The organism is Shimia sp. FJ5, from assembly GCF_032918335.1.
Classification (GTDB): Bacteria; Pseudomonadota; Alphaproteobacteria; order Rhodobacterales; family Rhodobacteraceae; genus Shimia; species Shimia aestuarii_A.
On sequence record NZ_JAWJUV010000004.1, the window covers coordinates 344,452 to 360,655 of the forward strand.

Below are 16,204 nucleotides of genomic sequence, written 5' to 3' on the forward strand. Positions count from 1 at the left end.
TAGCCGCGCACCCTTTGGCGCAGACATAGGGCGAGCCGAGGCGCACTGTCCAGAGGTCAAGGTCAAGATGGGTTGGCAAAAAACATCACCCGATTCTCACGAATCAGCGTAATCTTGCCTGCATAAGTTCATTCCAAAGGTGTTTTCTCAGGGAGAGTACAAATGTTTTCACGGTCTTTGAAAACCGGGTTGATCGCCGCTTTCATGGCGACGTCCAGCACAGCCGCGATGGCGGATAATCTTGGCGCAGCCATTGTTGGCGGGATCATTGGCGGGGCGCTGATGAACGAGCACAACAAGAGCAAGAAGCGCAGCTCCACGACCAGCAGTCGCTATTCCGCGACCCGCGCCCATAATCGCGAAACGCAAGCTTCGCTAAACTATTTCGGGTTCAACGCGGGCACGCCCGATGGCGTTATGGGTTCGCGCAGCCGCGCCGCCATCACGCAATACCAGATCTATGTCGGTTTTCCGGCAACGGGCCGCCTCACGCAATATGAGCGGGACTTTCTTGTGTCGTCCTATAACCGTGCTCAGGTTGGAGGACCGCAGGTTATCAAGGCGATGCAAGGGCCGGATGGCACGCGTAGCCTTTTGAAGACGTGGTACGGCGAAGCGACCGGCGGGCGCATGGCGGGCAATACCTATAACGGGATGCCGGTCGACGTGTCCGCAGCAGTGGACGAGGTTGCTGCGAGTTCCGACCCGAGTGCAGAGCAGCTCTTGCAGCGCTCCGGGTTTATCCAGCTGGCCGATCTCAACGGCGATGGCAAGACCGACTATATTCTTGACACCTCCAAGTCGGGGAGTTCCTTCTGGTGCGGGGCGCAAAGCTGTACCGTGATGGTGTTCGCATCGACACCGCAGGGCTATGCGCGCAATGACTTCCTCAGCCATGATGCGACGCCGGCGCTGTTCTCCTGTCATCAGGGCGTGTGCCGAATGGGCGGCGCCGCGAGCCAACCGCAGATGGCGGCGGCACCCGCGCCGCAGCCGACACCGCAGCCTGTGCCACAGCAAGGCGGTACGGTGATGGCCTCGGGGCAGGCGACGCAGGCCGCGCCGCTTGGCGGAATTACCTTGTTCAACACAGGGCCCGCAGAGACGGCGGGACCGTCGCTGGCCTCGCTTTGCAGCAAGGTGTCTCTCTTGACCAACTCGAACGGCGGTTTCACCACGGTGTCGAATATCAGCGATCCGGAGTTTGCGCTTAACGAACAGTTCTGTCTCGCGCGGACCTACGCGATTGGCGCCGGCGAGACGCTGGTCGATGGGCTTCAGGGAGTCACCCCGGCACAGGTCGATGCGCAATGCGATGCCTTCGGCCCGGCGCTTGAGCCGTTCCTTGCGAAGCTTTCGACCACCCCGGCAGCTGGTGTTGTTTCGGAAGCGCAGAACTTTGTGCTCAAGTCGAATATGTCGATTGAGCAGCTTTCGGGCACCGCGAAGATCTGTCTCTTCTCGGGCTATCGTCGCGACGCGATGCCTGTGGCACTTGGCTCGGCGCTCTTGATGGTGGCGATGGGGCAGAAACCCTATGCGGAACTGATCGGTCATCACCTTGCTCAGGGCTTTGGCGTTGGCGCGTCGCAGGATCGCGCGCAGGATTGGTACATGATGGCAATCGAGGCGATGGAGGGCGGCGCAGAGCCGGTCTTTGCCCCCGGTCAGCCGGAGCGGGTTCAGCTTTTGCGCGCTGCTGTGACGGCGGGCGAAACGCCCATGGCTAGCCCACAACCGGCCGCCGCGCTGCCGAGCTTCAACCTCGGCGACTAAGCCACGGCGTTGCGCAGGTTGCAGTCCGAAATCAACGGCCCCGGCGGGAAAAATCGCCGGGGTCGAAAATTTTCAAAAACGTCTCTTTTGCCTCTTCACATCCCCGAACGGCTTGTCTATACGGCTCCTCACCAAGTCACAGACAGTGCGGTCGTGGCGGAATTGGTAGACGCGCAGCGTTGAGGTCGCTGTGGGGTAACACCCGTGGAAGTTCGAGTCTTCTCGACCGCACCATCTCTCTCCCAGAGACTGAGAATATCTTTGTCAGGACGGTTTTCGCACCGCCCTGAAGGGTGTTGACCCGCAAAGCTTTCCCAATGCTGCCCCATCCTTGCCCATTTTCCCTGATTTCTGGTGCGCAATGAAAGCACAGGAGACAGAATCCATGTCGATACAGGCAGATTATGCACGCAGTTCCCTTTGGGCTTGGCCGCAATGCCTTCTTAGGAACCGCCTGTTGATCGCCTGTGTCCTAGTGACAGTGGCGGCGGCCACCTATGTGAGCCGCTTGCTCGGGGTGCCGTTCGAGACGGGCACGTTTAGCGCTTTGATGCTTCTGTTCACGGGGATGTTGCCGCCTTTCCTTCTATTGCTCCTGGTGGGGCGGTTCCTGCATCTCGCTTTTGTGGTGCGCCCACAACGCCCGATTCACCAGATGATGACGGATGCCCGACGCGTCTTTCTTGATTTCGAGCGTATCAGCCTTGGGATGGTGGCGCTTGTGGCTTTCATGGTCTTCATGGGGACGTTCGCCTATCTCAAGTTCGCGATTCCCTTTGTGAACCCATTCTCATGGGACGTGACCTTCGCCGAGTGGGACCGGGCGCTGCATTTCGGGGTCGATCCTTACAAAATCGTGCTCGGCCTGATCGGGACACCGATGGTCGCGACCGGGGTTAACGCCGCCTATCACGGTTGGCTTTTCCTGATGTATTTCTCGGTCATTCTGGCCTGTTTTTCGAAAGAGAACCGAGCCACGCATTACCGCTACCTGATTTCCTTCGTTGCGGTCTGGTTCCTTGGCGGCAATGTGATTGCAACGCTGCTGTCCTCTGCAGGGCCTGTCTATTACGAGCGCCTTGGCTTTGGCGCGGATTTCGTCGCTCTGACGGAGACGCTCAAGGGCTATGACGCGGTGGGCCGCATTTGGGCGCTCGATGTGCATGAGATGCTTTGGGAAGGCTATGTGGCCGAGGGGCGCGCGCGGGGGATTTCCGCGATGCCGAGCATGCATGTCGCGTCGAGCGTGTTGATGATGCTTTATGCCTATACCTATGGCCGCTGGGCCGGACGGATCATGGCGGTTTTTGCAGGGGTCATCATGGTCGGGTCGGTGATGCTTGCCTGGCATTACGCGATTGACGGCTATCTTGGGGCGGCGATCGCGGTGCTTGGCTGGAAACTCGCCGGGTGGATGGTGCGCAAGGATGGCGCGGCCTAGGCTTAGGGCAGGGTAAAGAGCCAGAGCCAGATCGTGACGATGGCGCTTGCCGTGCCGATCAGGACGGCCGAGGCGGCGGTGCGCTGGGCGCGGCCGTAGAGCGATGCGAAGAGGTAGCCATTGATGCCGGTGGGCATGGCGGCGGTCAGGACGGCAGAGCGGAACGACGCGATATCCAGCCCGTTCCAAGTCCCGAGTGCCCAGACGATGGCCGGGTGCAGAACGAGTGAGATCACGCAACAATAGGCAATGGTGCGCAAATCGCCCTCGGGGCGGTATCGGTAGAGCACACCGCCCATGCCGAATAGCGCCGCCGGAAGCGCCGCGCGCGCCATCAGGTCCACGGCCACTGAGACGGGTTCTGGCAGGGTCGTGCCGGAGAGGTTCACTAGGAAACCGAGCGAAATGCCGACGATCAGGGCGTTGGAGAACATTGCCTTGAGTACGGTGGGCAGGATCAGCGCCGGGGATTTGCCACGCGCGCGCAGGATTTCCATGACCGTGATGCCAAGCCCGTAGCAGAAAGGCGAGTGGATCGCGATGATCGCATAGTTGCCTGCCATGGCGTCGGCCCCGAAGGCGCGCTCAGTGATTGGCAGGCCAAGGAGGAGCGAGTTGGAGAACAGGCAGACAAAGCCGATAGCGACGGCATCCTCCCAATCCCGGCCAAAGAAGTAGTGCGCTCCGAACAGGCCCGCGACAAAGCACAGGAAGGCCCCGGTATAGAAGCTTCCAAGGAGGGCGAGGTCGAATTCGGCGGAAAGGTCGAGACCCGCGATGGCGCGGAAGAGAAGGACCGGCACCGCGAAGTTTGTTGCAAACCGCATCAGCCCGTCGACATTGGCCTCGGAAAAGAGGCCGCGCCAAGCGGCGCCATAGCCAAAACCGATCACGAGGAAGACAGGCAGGATCACCGAGATCAGGGTTTGCATAGGCGTCAGACCTCGTAGGTGATCTGCATCCCGTCGTAGGCGGCGCTGATGTGATCGGGGGTTTCGTCCTCGACGGTGGCGTGGTCGAGGTCGATATGCATGTTGGTCAGCACGGCGCGGCGCGGGGCAGCGCGGGCGATCCACTCAAGCGATTTTTCGAAATGGGCGTGAGTTGGATGTGGCGTGCGGCGCAGCGTGTCGAGGATCCAGCAATCGAGATCCTGCAATTGCTCCCACGCGTCATCGTAGATTTCGGCCACGTCGGGCATGTAGCAGAGACCGCCGACGCGGAAGCCGAGGGCGTCGATACTGCCGTGGTTGACTTTGACCGGGGTCAAGACGATGTCGCCGCCCGCGCCGGAGATCGTCACGTCGCCCTTGATCGTGTGCATGTCGAGGATCGGCGGATAGGGCGAGCCTTCAGGCTGCACGAAGGCATAGCCAAAGCGGGAATAGAGCGCGTCCTGAGTCGGGCCATCGGCCCAGACGGGGAGGCGTTTGCGCATATTGAAGACGATCATACGCAGATCATCAATGCCGTGCACGTGATCGGCGTGGGAATGGGTATAGATCACCGCGTCGAGCGCGCCGACATTGGCATCAAGGAGTTGACTACGCATGTCGGGCGAGGTGTCGATGAGAAGCGTCGTCTTGCCCTCGTCGGTCTCGCGTTCGATCAGCATAGAGCAGCGGCGGCGGCGGTTCTTGGGATTGTTGGGGTCGCAATCGCCCCAGTGCCCGCCGAGCCGTGGCACGCCGCCAGACGAGCCGCAGCCGAGAATGGTAAAGGTCAGGCGGGCGCTCATGCGGCCTCCGCGTAGGTCGCAGCCTTGGAAAAGAGGCGGTCGAAATTGGCCTGGGTTTGGGCAGCAAAGGCCGGGTAATCCATATCAAAGACCTCGGCGCCAACCTGCGCGGTGAGCGCGGAATAGGCGGGCTCATTGCGTTTGCCGCGATGCGGGGGCGGTGCGAGGTAAGGCGCGTCGGTTTCGACGAGGATGCGCTCGACCGGGGCGGCGGCGAAGATATAGCGCACCTCTTGCGAGCGCGGGAAGGTCGCGATGCCGGACATGGAGAGGTAGAAGCCAAGATCCACGGCGGTTTTCGCAAGCTCGGGGCCGGAACTATAGCAATGCATCACGCACGGGTAGGCGCCCTTGGCATGTTCGTCGGATAGGATCGCGGCCATGTCCTCGTCCGCGTCGCGCGAATGGATGATGAGGGGCAGGCCGGTTTCACGGGCCGCCGTGATATGGATGCGCAGCGACTCTTTCTGAATGTCCATGCTTTCGGCGGTATAGTGGTAGTCGAGGCCTGTTTCGCCAATGCCGACGAACTTCGGATGCTGGGCAAGGGCGATCAGTTCATCAACGCTTGCCAGCGGTTCTTCGGCGGCGCTCATCGGGTGAGTGCCGGCGGCGTAGAAGACCGGCGCATGGGCCTCGGCGATGGCGCGCACGGAAGGTTCGTTGCGCAGGCGTGTGCAGATCGTGACCATCCGCGTCACTCCAGCGCGCTGGGCGCGGGCGATGATCTCGTCAAGTTGGCCGTCGAAATCGGGGAAATCGAGGTGGCAATGGCTGTCGGTGATCTGGGGAATGTCGGTCATGTCTCAGCGCGATGCGGTTTCAGTGATCTTGAACACCGTATCTAGGACGAGGGCGGCAGGGTCAAGGTTGACCGCTTGGCCGTGGCGGGTCCTGTCTGAAATCGTCTGGGCAATCTCGGCCCATGCGCGCGCTTTGTGCGGATTGGGGGCAAGCCGCTGGAGCAGGTCCGCTTCGCCAGGGGCGGCCTCGGGGATTGGGGGCTGGCCTGTGGCGCCGGTGCGGGCGAGGCGGGCGAGAAACGTGTCGAACATCGTCAGCAGCAGATCGAACCGCGCTTCGGCGCCGCGTGTCGCTGCGGCCTCAGCCAGTTTCAAGGCGCGGGGCCGGTCGGGGCCGCGGTCGCCACCGTAGATGGCGACGATCTCGGCATACATCTCGAGCCCGCCAAGCCGCATCAGGCGCATCGCTTCACCGACCGATCCGGCAGAGAGTGCGGCAAGGGCGGGCGCCTCGCTGCCCTCATTGGCTCCGGCTTGGGCGAGGGCGCGCTGCATGTCGTCGAGATCAAGCGGCGTCAGGCGCAGTTCGCGACAGCGCGAGCGGATGGTCGGCAACAGGCGCGAGGGCTGATGCGAGACGAGGAGCATGGTCGTGTTCGCGGGCGGTTCCTCGAGCATCTTGAGGAGCGCGTTGGCAGCATTGACGTTCATCTCATCCGCGGCGTCGACAATCACCACGCGGCGACCGCCATCGGCGGCGGACATGGTCAGGAAGTGGGTCAGGCCACGAATGTCATCGACAACGATCATGTCGCGCAGCTTACCGGTCTTTTCGTTGATACCGCGTTTGATCGTGAAGAGGCCCGGCTCAGAGCGGGCGAGGATGCGGCGCGCCACTGGGTGTTCGGGAGAAACCTCGAGGCTTTCATGCGCCGGGGGCGCGTCGCCAAAGAGGCCGTCGCCCGCGTCCATCGGCGTGGCGAGAAGGAAGCGCGCGATGCGCCATGCCAACGTCGCCTTGCCGGTGCCGCGCGGCCCGGTCAAGAGCCATGCGTGATGCAGTCGGCCCGCGTTAAAGGCGTCGAGAAAGCCCTCTTCGGCCGTGTCCTGCCCGAAAAGCTGCGCGGTTTCGCGCGGGTGGGGGGCGCCTTCGATGCGGTCCGGTTCGGGGAGGTCGTCGTCGGTGCTCATGCCAGTTCGGCCTCGACGATTGCGAGGATATCGGCGGCCACGGCGTCGATGCCCTGTGCGCCATCGATCTTGCGGAAGCGGTCGGGGAATTCACGCGCCAGCGCGAGAAAGCCTGCGCGCATCTGTTCCTGAAGCGCTTGGCCGAAGTCCTCAAACCGTTCTTCCGCGGTTTCGCGCGATTTCGCTCGGGCGAGACCGATGGCGGGGTCCATGTCGATCAGGATCGTGAGGTCCGGTTCGCGTCCGATCATCAAGGTGTGCAATTGATCCACCACGTCGCGCAGGTCACCGCGAGATAACCCCTGATACATGCGGGTGGAATCGGCAAAGCGGTCACAGAGTACGATTTGCCCCCGGGCCAGCGCGGGCAGGATCGTGCGTTCGAGATGATCGCGCCGTGCGGCGGTGAACAGGAGAATCTCTGTTTCTGCTGACCAGCGGTCGGGATCGCCTTCGAGCACGAGCCGGCGGATTTCCTCGGCCCCCGGCGACCCGCCGGGTTCTCGGGTCAGGACAACGTCATATCCCGCCACGCGCAAGGAATCCGCAAGGCTTCTGATCTGGGTCGATTTGCCGGAGCCATCGATCCCTTCGAATGTGATAAAGCGCCCGCCGGCCGTCACAAGGCATCCCCAACGGTCAGGCCAGCAGAGCCAAGGAGTGTTGTGGCTGCCGCGCGCAGGCGCACGAAAAAGCCGCCTTTGCCGATATCCTTGCCAGCCAAGAGCGGCACGGTGACGGGCGGCAGGCCCTCGGGGGAAATCACCAATGTGGCAAGTTCCTGATCCTTGGCGATGGGGGCCTCGATGGGACCGGAATAGATCACCTCGGAGGGGACCTTCTCGTCAGCGAAGATCGGCAGCAGAAGGTTGATATCCCGTGCCGGGACGAGCGGCACGGTTTTTGCGTTTCCCATCGTCACCTCCGCGTCAAACACGGTATCGCCAGACCGCACAAGGGTCTTGGGGGTGAATTGACGGAAGGCCCAGTTCACGATGGCCTCGGCTTCTTCGGCGCGAGATTTGGCCGTCGGCAGGCCGGTGATGGCAAAGAAGACGCGACGGTCGCCCTGTTTGGCAGAGCCAACGAGACCATACCCTGCTTCGGATGTGTGCCCGGTCTTGAGCCCGTCGGCACCGATACCAAGCCCAAGCAGCGGGTTCCGGTTGTAGCGGTTCTGGCTTTCTTTTTCGTCGAAGAGGAATTCCTTCTCGGCGAACATCGGATAGAAATCGGGGAAGTCGAGATGCAGGCGGTTCGCCAGCACGGCGAGATCACGCATGGACATACGTTGTCCGGGATCGGGCCAGCCATTGGAATTCGAGAAGGTTGAGTTCTCCATGCCGATCTGACGCGCGCGGCGAGTCATCAGCTGGGCAAAGCCCGCTTCGGTCCCGTCCGGCGAGAGCGCCTCGGCAATGACCGCGCAGGCATCGTTGCCGGACAGCACGATGATACCGCGCAGGAGGTCTTCGACACTGACCCGTTCGCCAGCGCGCAGGAAGAGGGTCGAGCCGCCGTAGTTCATCGCATGTTGCGAGACGGGCAATTCTTCTTTGAGGCTTAGGCGTCCTTCCCGCACCGCCTCGAAAGCCATGTAAACCGTCATCAGCTTGGACATGGACGCCGGCGGGAGCGGGGTATCGGCGTTCTTGGATAGGAGGACAGAGCCTGTCTCCTGATCAAAGACATAGGCGGCGCGCGCCCCGGTATCGAAAGCCTGGGCCTGTGTAAGGCCCAGGAGGGTCAAGAGGGCGGCGGTCAGGGCGGCTTTGATGGCCTGTGTCATGCGCGTGTCCTTGGGGCTGGCCTAGTTCGAGACGGCATAGGCGTCGGTGAAGCCGGTGCCGTGAATCTTGTTGAGAAGGGTCTTGCGTTCGGCGGCGTTCGTGGCCGGACCAACGACGACACGCCAGAAGGTCTTGTCCTTGCTGGTCATCTTCTTGACCAGCGGCACCATTCCGTTGTTGCGCATCGTGCCTGCCGCGTTGTCGGCATTGTCGCGCACCGAGAAGATCCCGATCTGGATATAGGGTTTGGAGAGCGACGAGGCGGACGGTGCGGGCGCGGATTCTGAAGTAACGGTCTGCGCCGGAGGAGCAACGGCCGTGTCGGTGTCGTCTAGTGCGGCGGTTGCCGCGGCGACGGGATCAAGCGCCTCGGTGTCGACTTCTTCTGCCGCCATCGCGTCGGTTGCGGCGGGAATATCTTCGGCCACTTCTTCCCGGCGTAGGGCGGTGACGTTCAGTTCCGCCGGCTGTCCGGCGAGCATGCCAAGCGCGGCGGCAGCATCGGCGGAGATCTGAATCCGCGGGCCGGGAATCTCGCGTTCACGGCGATACAGTGCTCCGATGACGAACTTGCCGTTGCTCTGGTTGCGGATGATGACGCGATCGGGGTCCGCCACATCAGGATGCGCCGCCCAGATGCCGCCAAGGCTTGGCCGCCCGTCCCAAAGACCGGCCTCCGTGGCCGAGAAAACCTCGGGCGCTTCGACATCGCGTTCGACAAGTTTCGTCGTGCGACTATCGGTCTGTTCTTGTTTCGGGCCGGATTTGAACATTTCGGAGAAGCTCTGGCCGTCCTGACACCCCGCAACGGCGGCGGCTGTGATCAGAGCGAGGCCAAGCCTGCGCGCCGGTGATAAATCCGGGAGTGTCATGCGTGTCATGCGATGCCCTTTGCCTCGTCTCGGGTCCTGTCTTGCCGGGTCTTTGGGGCGTGTCTTGCGCCGCCTCTCTTGCCCGGGACTGATCTTGGTCTTTGAATAGCACGGCCTGCCTGCGCCGCACGTTGACCGCAGTGTAGCTGCAAGGGCAGGTCAAGAAAAGTCTGCGCATCAGCGTCGGCGGAATTTCCCACTAGTTCAGTGCGCAAGGGGGCTTTCAGAATCAAACGGCTGGCCTTAGGGAAGATGAACCGGAGGAGTGGCAGAGTGGTTGAATGCACCGGTCTTGAAAACCGACGTGGGTTAACGCCCACCGTGGGTTCGAATCCCACCTCCTCCGCCACTTTTTTGTTTATGTTGTTGATATTTATTTATTTTCGTATGGCGTTATTGTTTGGCCCCACATTCAGCCCCACACGATTTGGCTGTTGTGAGCTTCACTATTGACTGAACAGTAACGACAAGGTTCATTGGGTCCTGATCCGTTTGGATCAGTCGCATCGTGGCAACAGGCCTGATTCCGACCATCAGTAGCATACGTTTCTAGATGCAAGACGTGTCGTGAAACCCTCATTCCAAAGGAGGGTTTTGGCATGTCCAAAGCACCCAAGACTACACAAGCGATACGTGATCTTTTCCTTGTCGGGAATCCGCCGCGTACAGCGCAGGCGCCGAGGTCCGCGCAGACCTCTAAAAGACAAGCGTCGAGGGGGCGTCAGAAGCCTTCCGTGCCACCTGGTTCCCAAGACCAGATGCATTTCAGGAGGTCTTCCTGACGTGGCTGAAGGAACTGCAGGGGCTGGGTGTTCGCGACTGCGTTGCAGGGCGTCACACGTGGCGCAGGCAAAGCGATTGTCTCCTCGACCGTCGCGATCAAGCACAAGCCGGGCCGGTGTGAATTGAGGCCCGCACGGCTTGACGGGTTTGACACCGAAGGGCGCACGCTTGTGTCGCCCGCAAAGAGAACACAGTCGGGGCGGATTCTGCCGCTGGCGCAGGCGGACGGTCTTTTGCTGGTCCCTGCCGATGCGGAAGCCATGCCGAAAGGCGCGCTCTTCGAATTCCTTCCCTTTGACGACCAATGAAAGGCTGAGACAGCATGCAACCCATTTCAACTGTGATGATGGCCGGTCGCGGCGGTGTGGATTTCCTTCTGGACAGTTTCGCCAGGCGGATGATCGCCCGAGGGTATCGTGTCCCTGGGATCGTCCAGGTCAATACGGAGCGCAGCCCGGATCACGCCTGTGACATGGATCTTCAGGTGTTACCCGATCGTGCGGTCTACCGGATCTCGCAGGACCTGGACGCGGGATCTCGGGGATGCCGGCTTGATCCGGAGGTCCTTGAGATGTCCGTGGCCGAAGTGGAGGCGCTCTCTGAGCGTTGTTGCGGATCTCGTGATCCTCAACAAGTTTGGCAAGCAAGAGGCCGAGGGCCGGGGATTCCGCGAGGTCCTTGCCGGTGCTGTTGCAGAGGGCATTCCGGTTCTGGTCGGGTTGAATGCACTTAACAAGGCTGCTTTCGAGACCTTTGCGGCCGGGTTGCCGACCGAGTGTCCGCCGACACTGGAGGCTCTCACGCAATGAGCCGAGACAGCGATCGGGCTAGAACTCGACAAGACCGCCTGAAAGTTTCTCAGTCCGATTTGCGCGACAGGCCGAGGTCATCAAGGATCGCGTAGAACGCGGGCAGCACCAGCAGAACCAGAACGGTTGCCGAGAAAAGGCCGAAGACAACCGAGATCACGAGAGGTTTGACGGTCTGCGCCTGGGTACTTGTTTCAAGGAGCAATGGCACCATGCCCATCAGGGTTGTCGACAGGGAGACCACGATGGGGCGAAAGCGTTCGCGGCTGGCCCGTCCGGCGGCTTCGGTTGTGCGTACGCCCTCTTGCACATGTCTCTGAATGACCTGGATAAGCAGGATCGCGTTGTTAACGACGATCCCCGCGAGCGACGCAGCCCCCATGATGGATGGCATGGAGATATTGTATCCCATGATGAGATGGCCGAGGACGACGCCGATCAGCGCGAGCGGGATTGTAAACATGACGATGACGGGCTCGATATAGCTTCGGAACTGAAACGACAGGACAATGTAGATACCGACGAGGCCGATCAGGAAACCGCGCAGGATTGAGCCAACGGTCTCAGCGGAATTGGCGTTCTGACCACCGATTTCGAAGGTCACACCGGGAAAGTCGGCGGCAAGGCGGGGCAGGGCCGTTTCGCTCAGGGCCGAGACGATGGCGTCGGCATTGCCGATGCGTCCATCCACATCCGCGGCAAGCGTCAAGGTGCGTTGGCCATCAACATGGGTTATGCTGGCCCAGCTGCGGCTTTCCTCGATATGGGCGAGTGTCGAGAGCGCGGCATGGCGACCATCGGGCAGGCGTATTCCGAAATTCGACAGGTCCTCAAGGGAGTCGCGGTCCGGGTCGCTTTGGCGGAGTTCGATCTCGTGAGAGATATCACCGGTCTGCACCGTGTCGATGACGGTGCCGAGGAAGGCCGTGGAAATCTGGGAGGCGATTTCCTGCGAGGTCAAGCCGAGGTTCGTCGCCCCTTCCGCCAGTGTGATCTTGCGTTCGGGGCGCCCCCGGCGCAGATCGTGGAGGGCGTTGTAGACCCCGGCGTAGGAGGTCATCTCCTGCAACAGGTGGTTGGCGGCGGCTTCAAGCTCTGAAAGATCATCCCCGGCGAGGCGGATTTCCAGGGCGCGGCCCTGGGGGCCGAAGCCCGGCTCGGCGATCGTGATGGCAAGCGCTCCGGGGACTGCCCCGATTTTCGCGTGCCAAGCCGAGATGAGCGCATCAAGGGGCGTGTTTCGGGTTTCGGCATCAAGCAGGTCAACTGAGATTGTCGCGACATGCGGGCCCTTTTCCCCAGCGCTGATGTTGCGGTTGTAGAGGATCTGTGTCGATTGGACGAGCGGCTGGCGATCTGGCTGGTCCTTGGCCAGGTCGCGGTTGACCGTTTTCAGGGCGCGCGTGACGTGATCAACGACGATGCGCGTCTCTGAAAGAGGCGTGCCCTGCGGCATGAGAATGCGCGCCTCGAGGACGTCGCCGTCAATATCGGGCAGGGCTTCGCGTTGCACATAGCCCCCGCGCATGAGACCCACAGTCAGAAGCACGGCGGACATTGTCAGTCCCATGACAAGGTAGCGTTTGGCAATCGCGGCATCGACCAGCGTTCCGAGGCCGCGATTGCGCAGGGTGTTGAAGCCGTGTTCAAAGGTGGCGCGGAACCGGGAGGAGGGTTTGGCGGCGGCGTTCAGCCCATGTGCAAGGTGATGCGGCAGGACGAAGAAGGCTTCGATCAGGCTCGCAGCGAGCGCAGCAATCAGCACGATCGGTAGAACTTCCAGCACGGCGCCGAGGTCGCCAGCCAGGAACGAGAGCGGCGCAAACACGGCGACGGTCGTCAGGAATGAGGACAGCACACCGGGCAGAACCTTCTGAGTGCCTCTGATCGCGCGCGTCATGGCAGTCCCCGCGGTTCGGGGTTCTTCGGCGATGGCATCCGAGATGACAATGGAGTCATCCATGACAATCCCTATGGCCATCAGAAGGGCCACGAGCGTTATCATGTTGAGCGAGAGCCCGGTCATGGCCATGACGGCGAAGGCCCCCAGGAAGGCGACGGGCAGGCCAAGCGCCGCCCAGATGGCATAGGCAGGGTGGAAGAAGAGGCTCATCACCGCGATAACGAGCACGATCCCGATCACGCCATTCTTGACCAACATGGCAAGGCGTTCACGGATGATCGTTGTCATGTCCTGAACGATTGTGAGTGTCAGGGACGGGGGAAGTGTCTGGGCCTCCACGCGGACAAGTTCCTGGACGGCATCGAAGACCCGAAGGGCATCCGCACCGAGGTTCTTGTTAATGTGAAGGAAAATCGCGCGTTGGCCGTCATAGAAAGCCTGTTCTTCCTCCGGGCTGTAGCGCTCGCTGATCTGGGCGATGTCGCCAAGGCGCAGTTCTGCACCATTGGGTTTCGAGATGATCACGATTTCTGCGAGAGAGGTGGTGGTGCTTCGCTCGTCTTTCAAGCGCAGGCCGATGTCCAAACCGGGCGTTTCTATCGTTCCAAGTGGAAGGTCGAGGCTCTGCGCCTTAACCCGTGCGCGTAGGTCTGCGGCGGAGAGTCCGTGTTGTTCGAGGAGAGCGCGGGGAACCGTTATCTCGAACTGGCGTTCCCCGAGGCCGGATATGGCGATTGTCGCGACATTCGGGAGCGCGGACAGGCGCGCTTCCAAGTGATTGGCATACCTGTCCAGAGCAGAAAGAGGCAGATCACCAGCGATCGCGACGGTGGTGACGGTGTCTGTCCTGTGAAGATGGCGGACGGTCGGGGGCTCGCTCTCTTCGGGAAAGTCGTCGATGGCGGATACTTCAGTGCGCAAGTCGTTGATGAAGCGGTCGGGCGTGCCGGCTTCTCGCATTGTTGCCACGGCGCGGGCATTGTTGTCCTGCGCGCGGCATGACAGTTCCTCTAGGTCTTCCACTGCTTCGACAGCATCCCAGATGCGGCGGCAGATGGTGTTTTCGACCTCCGACGCGGATGCGCCACGATAGATCACAGAGATTTCCGCTTCGGTGGGGCGAAAATCGGGGAATGTCTCGCGTTTGAGAGCTGGTGCGGAGGCAATTCCAATCGCTGTCAGGAGCACAAGGAGCAGGTTGGATGCGGTCGGGTGACGCGTGAACCATGAGATCATTGGCTCAGTTCCGTCGGCAGTATTCGTGTTTCGGGGATAGCAAGAAGGATGTCGTCGAGGATTATTTCGTCACCGGGTGAAAGGCCCTCGTCGATCACGACAAGGTCTCCTTGTTGCCAGGCGCGGCTGACTGCGCGCAGTTCCAATCGCCCCTCCGCATTCCGCAGGTAGACGATCCCTTCATGTATTGCCTTGGACGGAATGGCGATGTGGCGCGAGGATTTGGGAGAGGAGAGTGTGGCCTCGACATACATGTTCGGCACGAGCGGCAAACGGCGCGGCGGGGCGGCACCTTCATAAGGGTGATCGACAGCAACAACGACGGGAACCGCGCGAGTTGCAGGATCGAGCGCATTCTCTATGCGCAGGACCGTTCCCTTCCAGACATGCTCGGGGGCTGCTACGAGGCGGAGTTCGGCTTCCAGTCTTTGCAGGACTGCGGCCTGGCCTCCCTCCATGAGGTCGATCGTGGGGGAGATCGAGCCCAAAAGACGCGCGAAAGACGCCATGGGCATTTGCGCCGTGACCTCGATGCGGTCGACGCTATCGCCCGTGACGAGGAGTTTGCCCGGCTGAATGAACTGGTGCTTCTCCACGTGGACCGCGCCGACGCGGATGTTCCGGGGGGTGACGATGCGCGTGAGGGATAGGTCGCGTTCCGCCTGTTCTAGAGCGATGCGCTGGCGCGCGATCTGCGCGTCTATGCGGGCCGCTTTCGTTGGTAGGAGTGCGAGGGCGTTCTCGAGTTCCCGAACAGCGCGCTGCATTTGCAGGGTTGCGCGCTCAAGGTCATCAACGCGGCTTTGCGGTGCGGCGCCGGTTTCGAGGAGTACGCGCACGCGTTCCAAGTCGCGCTTGGCGAGGGCAAGCCGTTGACGTTCGATGTCGAGGATCGCGGATGTTTGGCTGCGGTCGAGTTCGATCTGGTCGCGATCTACGGTTAGCGTGGCAAGGTCCGCTTCGACCTGACGTTTGGCGAAAAGATATGGGGTCGTGTCGATTTCCAGCACCTTCGTGCCAGCCGGAATGATCTTGCCCGTTTCCAGATTTGGATGACGATAGGTTATCGTGCCACCGACTTCAGTCGTGGCTTGCCAGCTCCATGCCGGACGGACCGAGCCGTAGCCGGAAACGGTCAGGTGCATTTCTCTGAGGGTCACCACCATCGTGCGCGCCGGGACAACGCGTTCTGGTTGCGGGGTGCGCGCGGGTGGTTCGGCATTGGAGACAAGCCAGACCGTTGCCGCAACGGCAAGAAGAGCGGGGGCCAGGACATAGAAAATGCGTTTCATGTTTTCTCGTATTCCTCTGTTGCCAGAAGGCGGATTTGGCATGCAACGAGCCGCCGCCCTTCTGCGCTGAGGTCGAATTCACGGCCTGAAAGCTGCCAGCGCAGCACGGTGCCTTGCACCAGGCCAAGAAGGAGATCGGCGAGATCCGTGGCGGGTATGGAGACGCGCAGGTCGCCACGGGAGAGTGCGACTTCCATTTCATGCAGCAATATGGCGCGCAGCCGTGCCATGATCCGCAGCGGAACCTGTCGAATTTCGGACTCTGTGGCTAGGTGACCTGCGCCAAAGATCAGCTTTGGAACTGCCGGTGTGACGGCGATCAACCCAAGCTGGGCTTCAAGGACGCTCTGCAGCCGGTCCAGTGGCTTAAGCCCCGTTGCTAGGGCGGTTTCCCACTCCTTTTCCGCACGGGCCTCGACAGTCTCCAGAACCGCGAGCCAAAGGGCGTTCTTGGTCGGGAAATGACGGAAAATCGCTGCTTGCGAGACCCTGACTTCTTTGGCAATCCGTTCGGTCGTCAAAGTCTCCACCGGCAAGTTTGCCAGAAGATGAAGTGTGGTGTCCACTATCTCGCGTTTGCGATCAGCGGCGGATTTTCGATGTCCCGGCATAGGTTCTCCATTAGTGAGT

The 16,204-nt window shown here is 61.3% G+C and carries 14 protein-coding genes, 2 tRNA genes and 1 pseudogene; 7 read left to right on the forward strand and 10 right to left on the reverse strand.

The genetic code is table 11. The annotated features are described in order from the left end of the window. Positions 1 to 162 precede the first annotated feature (162 nt). From R1W01_RS14670 to R1W01_RS14680, 3 genes are all read left to right on the forward strand, one after another. The gene (locus R1W01_RS14670) at positions 163 to 1,776 is read left to right on the forward strand and encodes a peptidoglycan-binding domain-containing protein (RefSeq protein ID WP_243613315.1); all 1,614 of its coding nucleotides are present in this window, start codon (positions 163 to 165) and stop codon (positions 1,774 to 1,776) included. Positions 1,777 to 1,923: 147 nt separating this feature from the next. Beyond that, positions 1,924 to 2,010: transfer RNA gene (locus R1W01_RS14675), tRNA-Leu, on the forward strand. 151 nt (positions 2,011 to 2,161) lie between these two features. Further along, complete coding sequence (locus R1W01_RS14680) at positions 2,162 to 3,217, forward strand: phosphatase PAP2 family protein (protein WP_297759246.1); 1,056 nt, start codon at positions 2,162 to 2,164, stop codon at positions 3,215 to 3,217. A gap of 2 nt (positions 3,218 to 3,219) precedes the next feature. Here R1W01_RS14680 and R1W01_RS14685 read toward each other — a convergent pair whose 3' ends face one another. From R1W01_RS14685 to R1W01_RS14715, 7 genes are read right to left on the reverse strand one after another with little or no spacing between them, the layout of a single operon-like run. After that, positions 3,220 to 4,149: an AEC family transporter gene (locus R1W01_RS14685; RefSeq protein WP_243613317.1), complete on the reverse strand. Its 930-nt coding sequence runs from the start codon at positions 4,147 to 4,149 to the stop codon at positions 3,220 to 3,222. Between the two features lie 5 nt (positions 4,150 to 4,154). Further along, positions 4,155 to 4,955 (reverse strand): MBL fold metallo-hydrolase, encoded by an 801-nt coding sequence (locus tag R1W01_RS14690; RefSeq protein ID WP_297759251.1) that lies wholly within the window; start codon positions 4,953 to 4,955, stop codon positions 4,155 to 4,157. Beyond that, complete coding sequence (locus tag R1W01_RS14695) at positions 4,952 to 5,758, reverse strand: TatD family hydrolase (RefSeq protein WP_297759254.1); 807 nt, start codon at positions 5,756 to 5,758, stop codon at positions 4,952 to 4,954. The genes R1W01_RS14690 and R1W01_RS14695 overlap by 4 nt, the downstream gene beginning before the upstream one ends. Positions 5,759 to 5,761: 3 nt before the next feature. Then, positions 5,762 to 6,889 (reverse strand): DNA polymerase III subunit delta', encoded by a 1,128-nt coding sequence (locus R1W01_RS14700; protein ID WP_297759257.1) that lies wholly within the window; start codon positions 6,887 to 6,889, stop codon positions 5,762 to 5,764. Next, the gene (tmk, locus tag R1W01_RS14705; RefSeq protein WP_297759260.1) at positions 6,886 to 7,512 is read right to left on the reverse strand and encodes a dTMP kinase; all 627 of its coding nucleotides are present in this window, start codon (positions 7,510 to 7,512) and stop codon (positions 6,886 to 6,888) included. Before tmk ends, R1W01_RS14700 begins: the two co-directional genes overlap by 4 nt. After that, positions 7,509 to 8,678 (reverse strand): D-alanyl-D-alanine carboxypeptidase family protein, encoded by a 1,170-nt coding sequence (locus tag R1W01_RS14710; protein ID WP_243613322.1) that lies wholly within the window; start codon positions 8,676 to 8,678, stop codon positions 7,509 to 7,511. Before R1W01_RS14710 ends, tmk begins: the two co-directional genes overlap by 4 nt. A 21-nt stretch (positions 8,679 to 8,699) precedes the next feature. After that, positions 8,700 to 9,560 (reverse strand): SPOR domain-containing protein, encoded by an 861-nt coding sequence (locus R1W01_RS14715; RefSeq protein ID WP_243613323.1) that lies wholly within the window; start codon positions 9,558 to 9,560, stop codon positions 8,700 to 8,702. Between the two features lie 250 nt (positions 9,561 to 9,810). On the opposite strand from R1W01_RS14715, the gene R1W01_RS14720 reads away from it, so the two are divergent. The 4 genes and pseudogenes from R1W01_RS14720 (at position 9,811) to R1W01_RS14735 (ending at position 11,143) form a co-directional block, all read left to right on the forward strand. After that, a tRNA-Ser gene (locus R1W01_RS14720) sits at positions 9,811 to 9,900 on the forward strand. A 460-nt stretch (positions 9,901 to 10,360) separates the two neighbouring features. After that, complete coding sequence (locus R1W01_RS14725; RefSeq protein ID WP_297759265.1) at positions 10,361 to 10,642, forward strand: hypothetical protein; 282 nt, start codon at positions 10,361 to 10,363, stop codon at positions 10,640 to 10,642. A gap of 38 nt (positions 10,643 to 10,680) precedes the next feature. Then, positions 10,681 to 10,863: pseudogene (locus R1W01_RS14730) on the forward strand (DUF2478 domain-containing protein); the annotation flags it as partial. Between the two features lie 91 nt (positions 10,864 to 10,954). Beyond that, complete coding sequence (locus R1W01_RS14735; RefSeq protein WP_297759268.1) at positions 10,955 to 11,143, forward strand: DUF2478 domain-containing protein; 189 nt, start codon at positions 10,955 to 10,957, stop codon at positions 11,141 to 11,143. Positions 11,144 to 11,192: 49 nt separating this feature from the next. Here R1W01_RS14735 and R1W01_RS14740 read toward each other — a convergent pair whose 3' ends face one another. From R1W01_RS14740 to R1W01_RS14750, 3 genes are read right to left on the reverse strand one after another with little or no spacing between them, the layout of a single operon-like run. Then, a complete protein-coding gene (locus R1W01_RS14740) occupies positions 11,193 to 14,282 on the reverse strand; it encodes an efflux RND transporter permease subunit (protein ID WP_297759271.1) in 3,090 nt (1,029 codons plus the stop codon). Next, a complete protein-coding gene (locus R1W01_RS14745) occupies positions 14,279 to 15,574 on the reverse strand; it encodes an efflux RND transporter periplasmic adaptor subunit (RefSeq protein WP_297759274.1) in 1,296 nt (431 codons plus the stop codon). Before R1W01_RS14745 ends, R1W01_RS14740 begins: the two co-directional genes overlap by 4 nt. Next, complete coding sequence (locus tag R1W01_RS14750; RefSeq protein WP_297759277.1) at positions 15,571 to 16,185, reverse strand: TetR/AcrR family transcriptional regulator; 615 nt, start codon at positions 16,183 to 16,185, stop codon at positions 15,571 to 15,573. The genes R1W01_RS14745 and R1W01_RS14750 overlap by 4 nt, the downstream gene beginning before the upstream one ends. Positions 16,186 to 16,204: the final 19 nt, after the last annotated feature.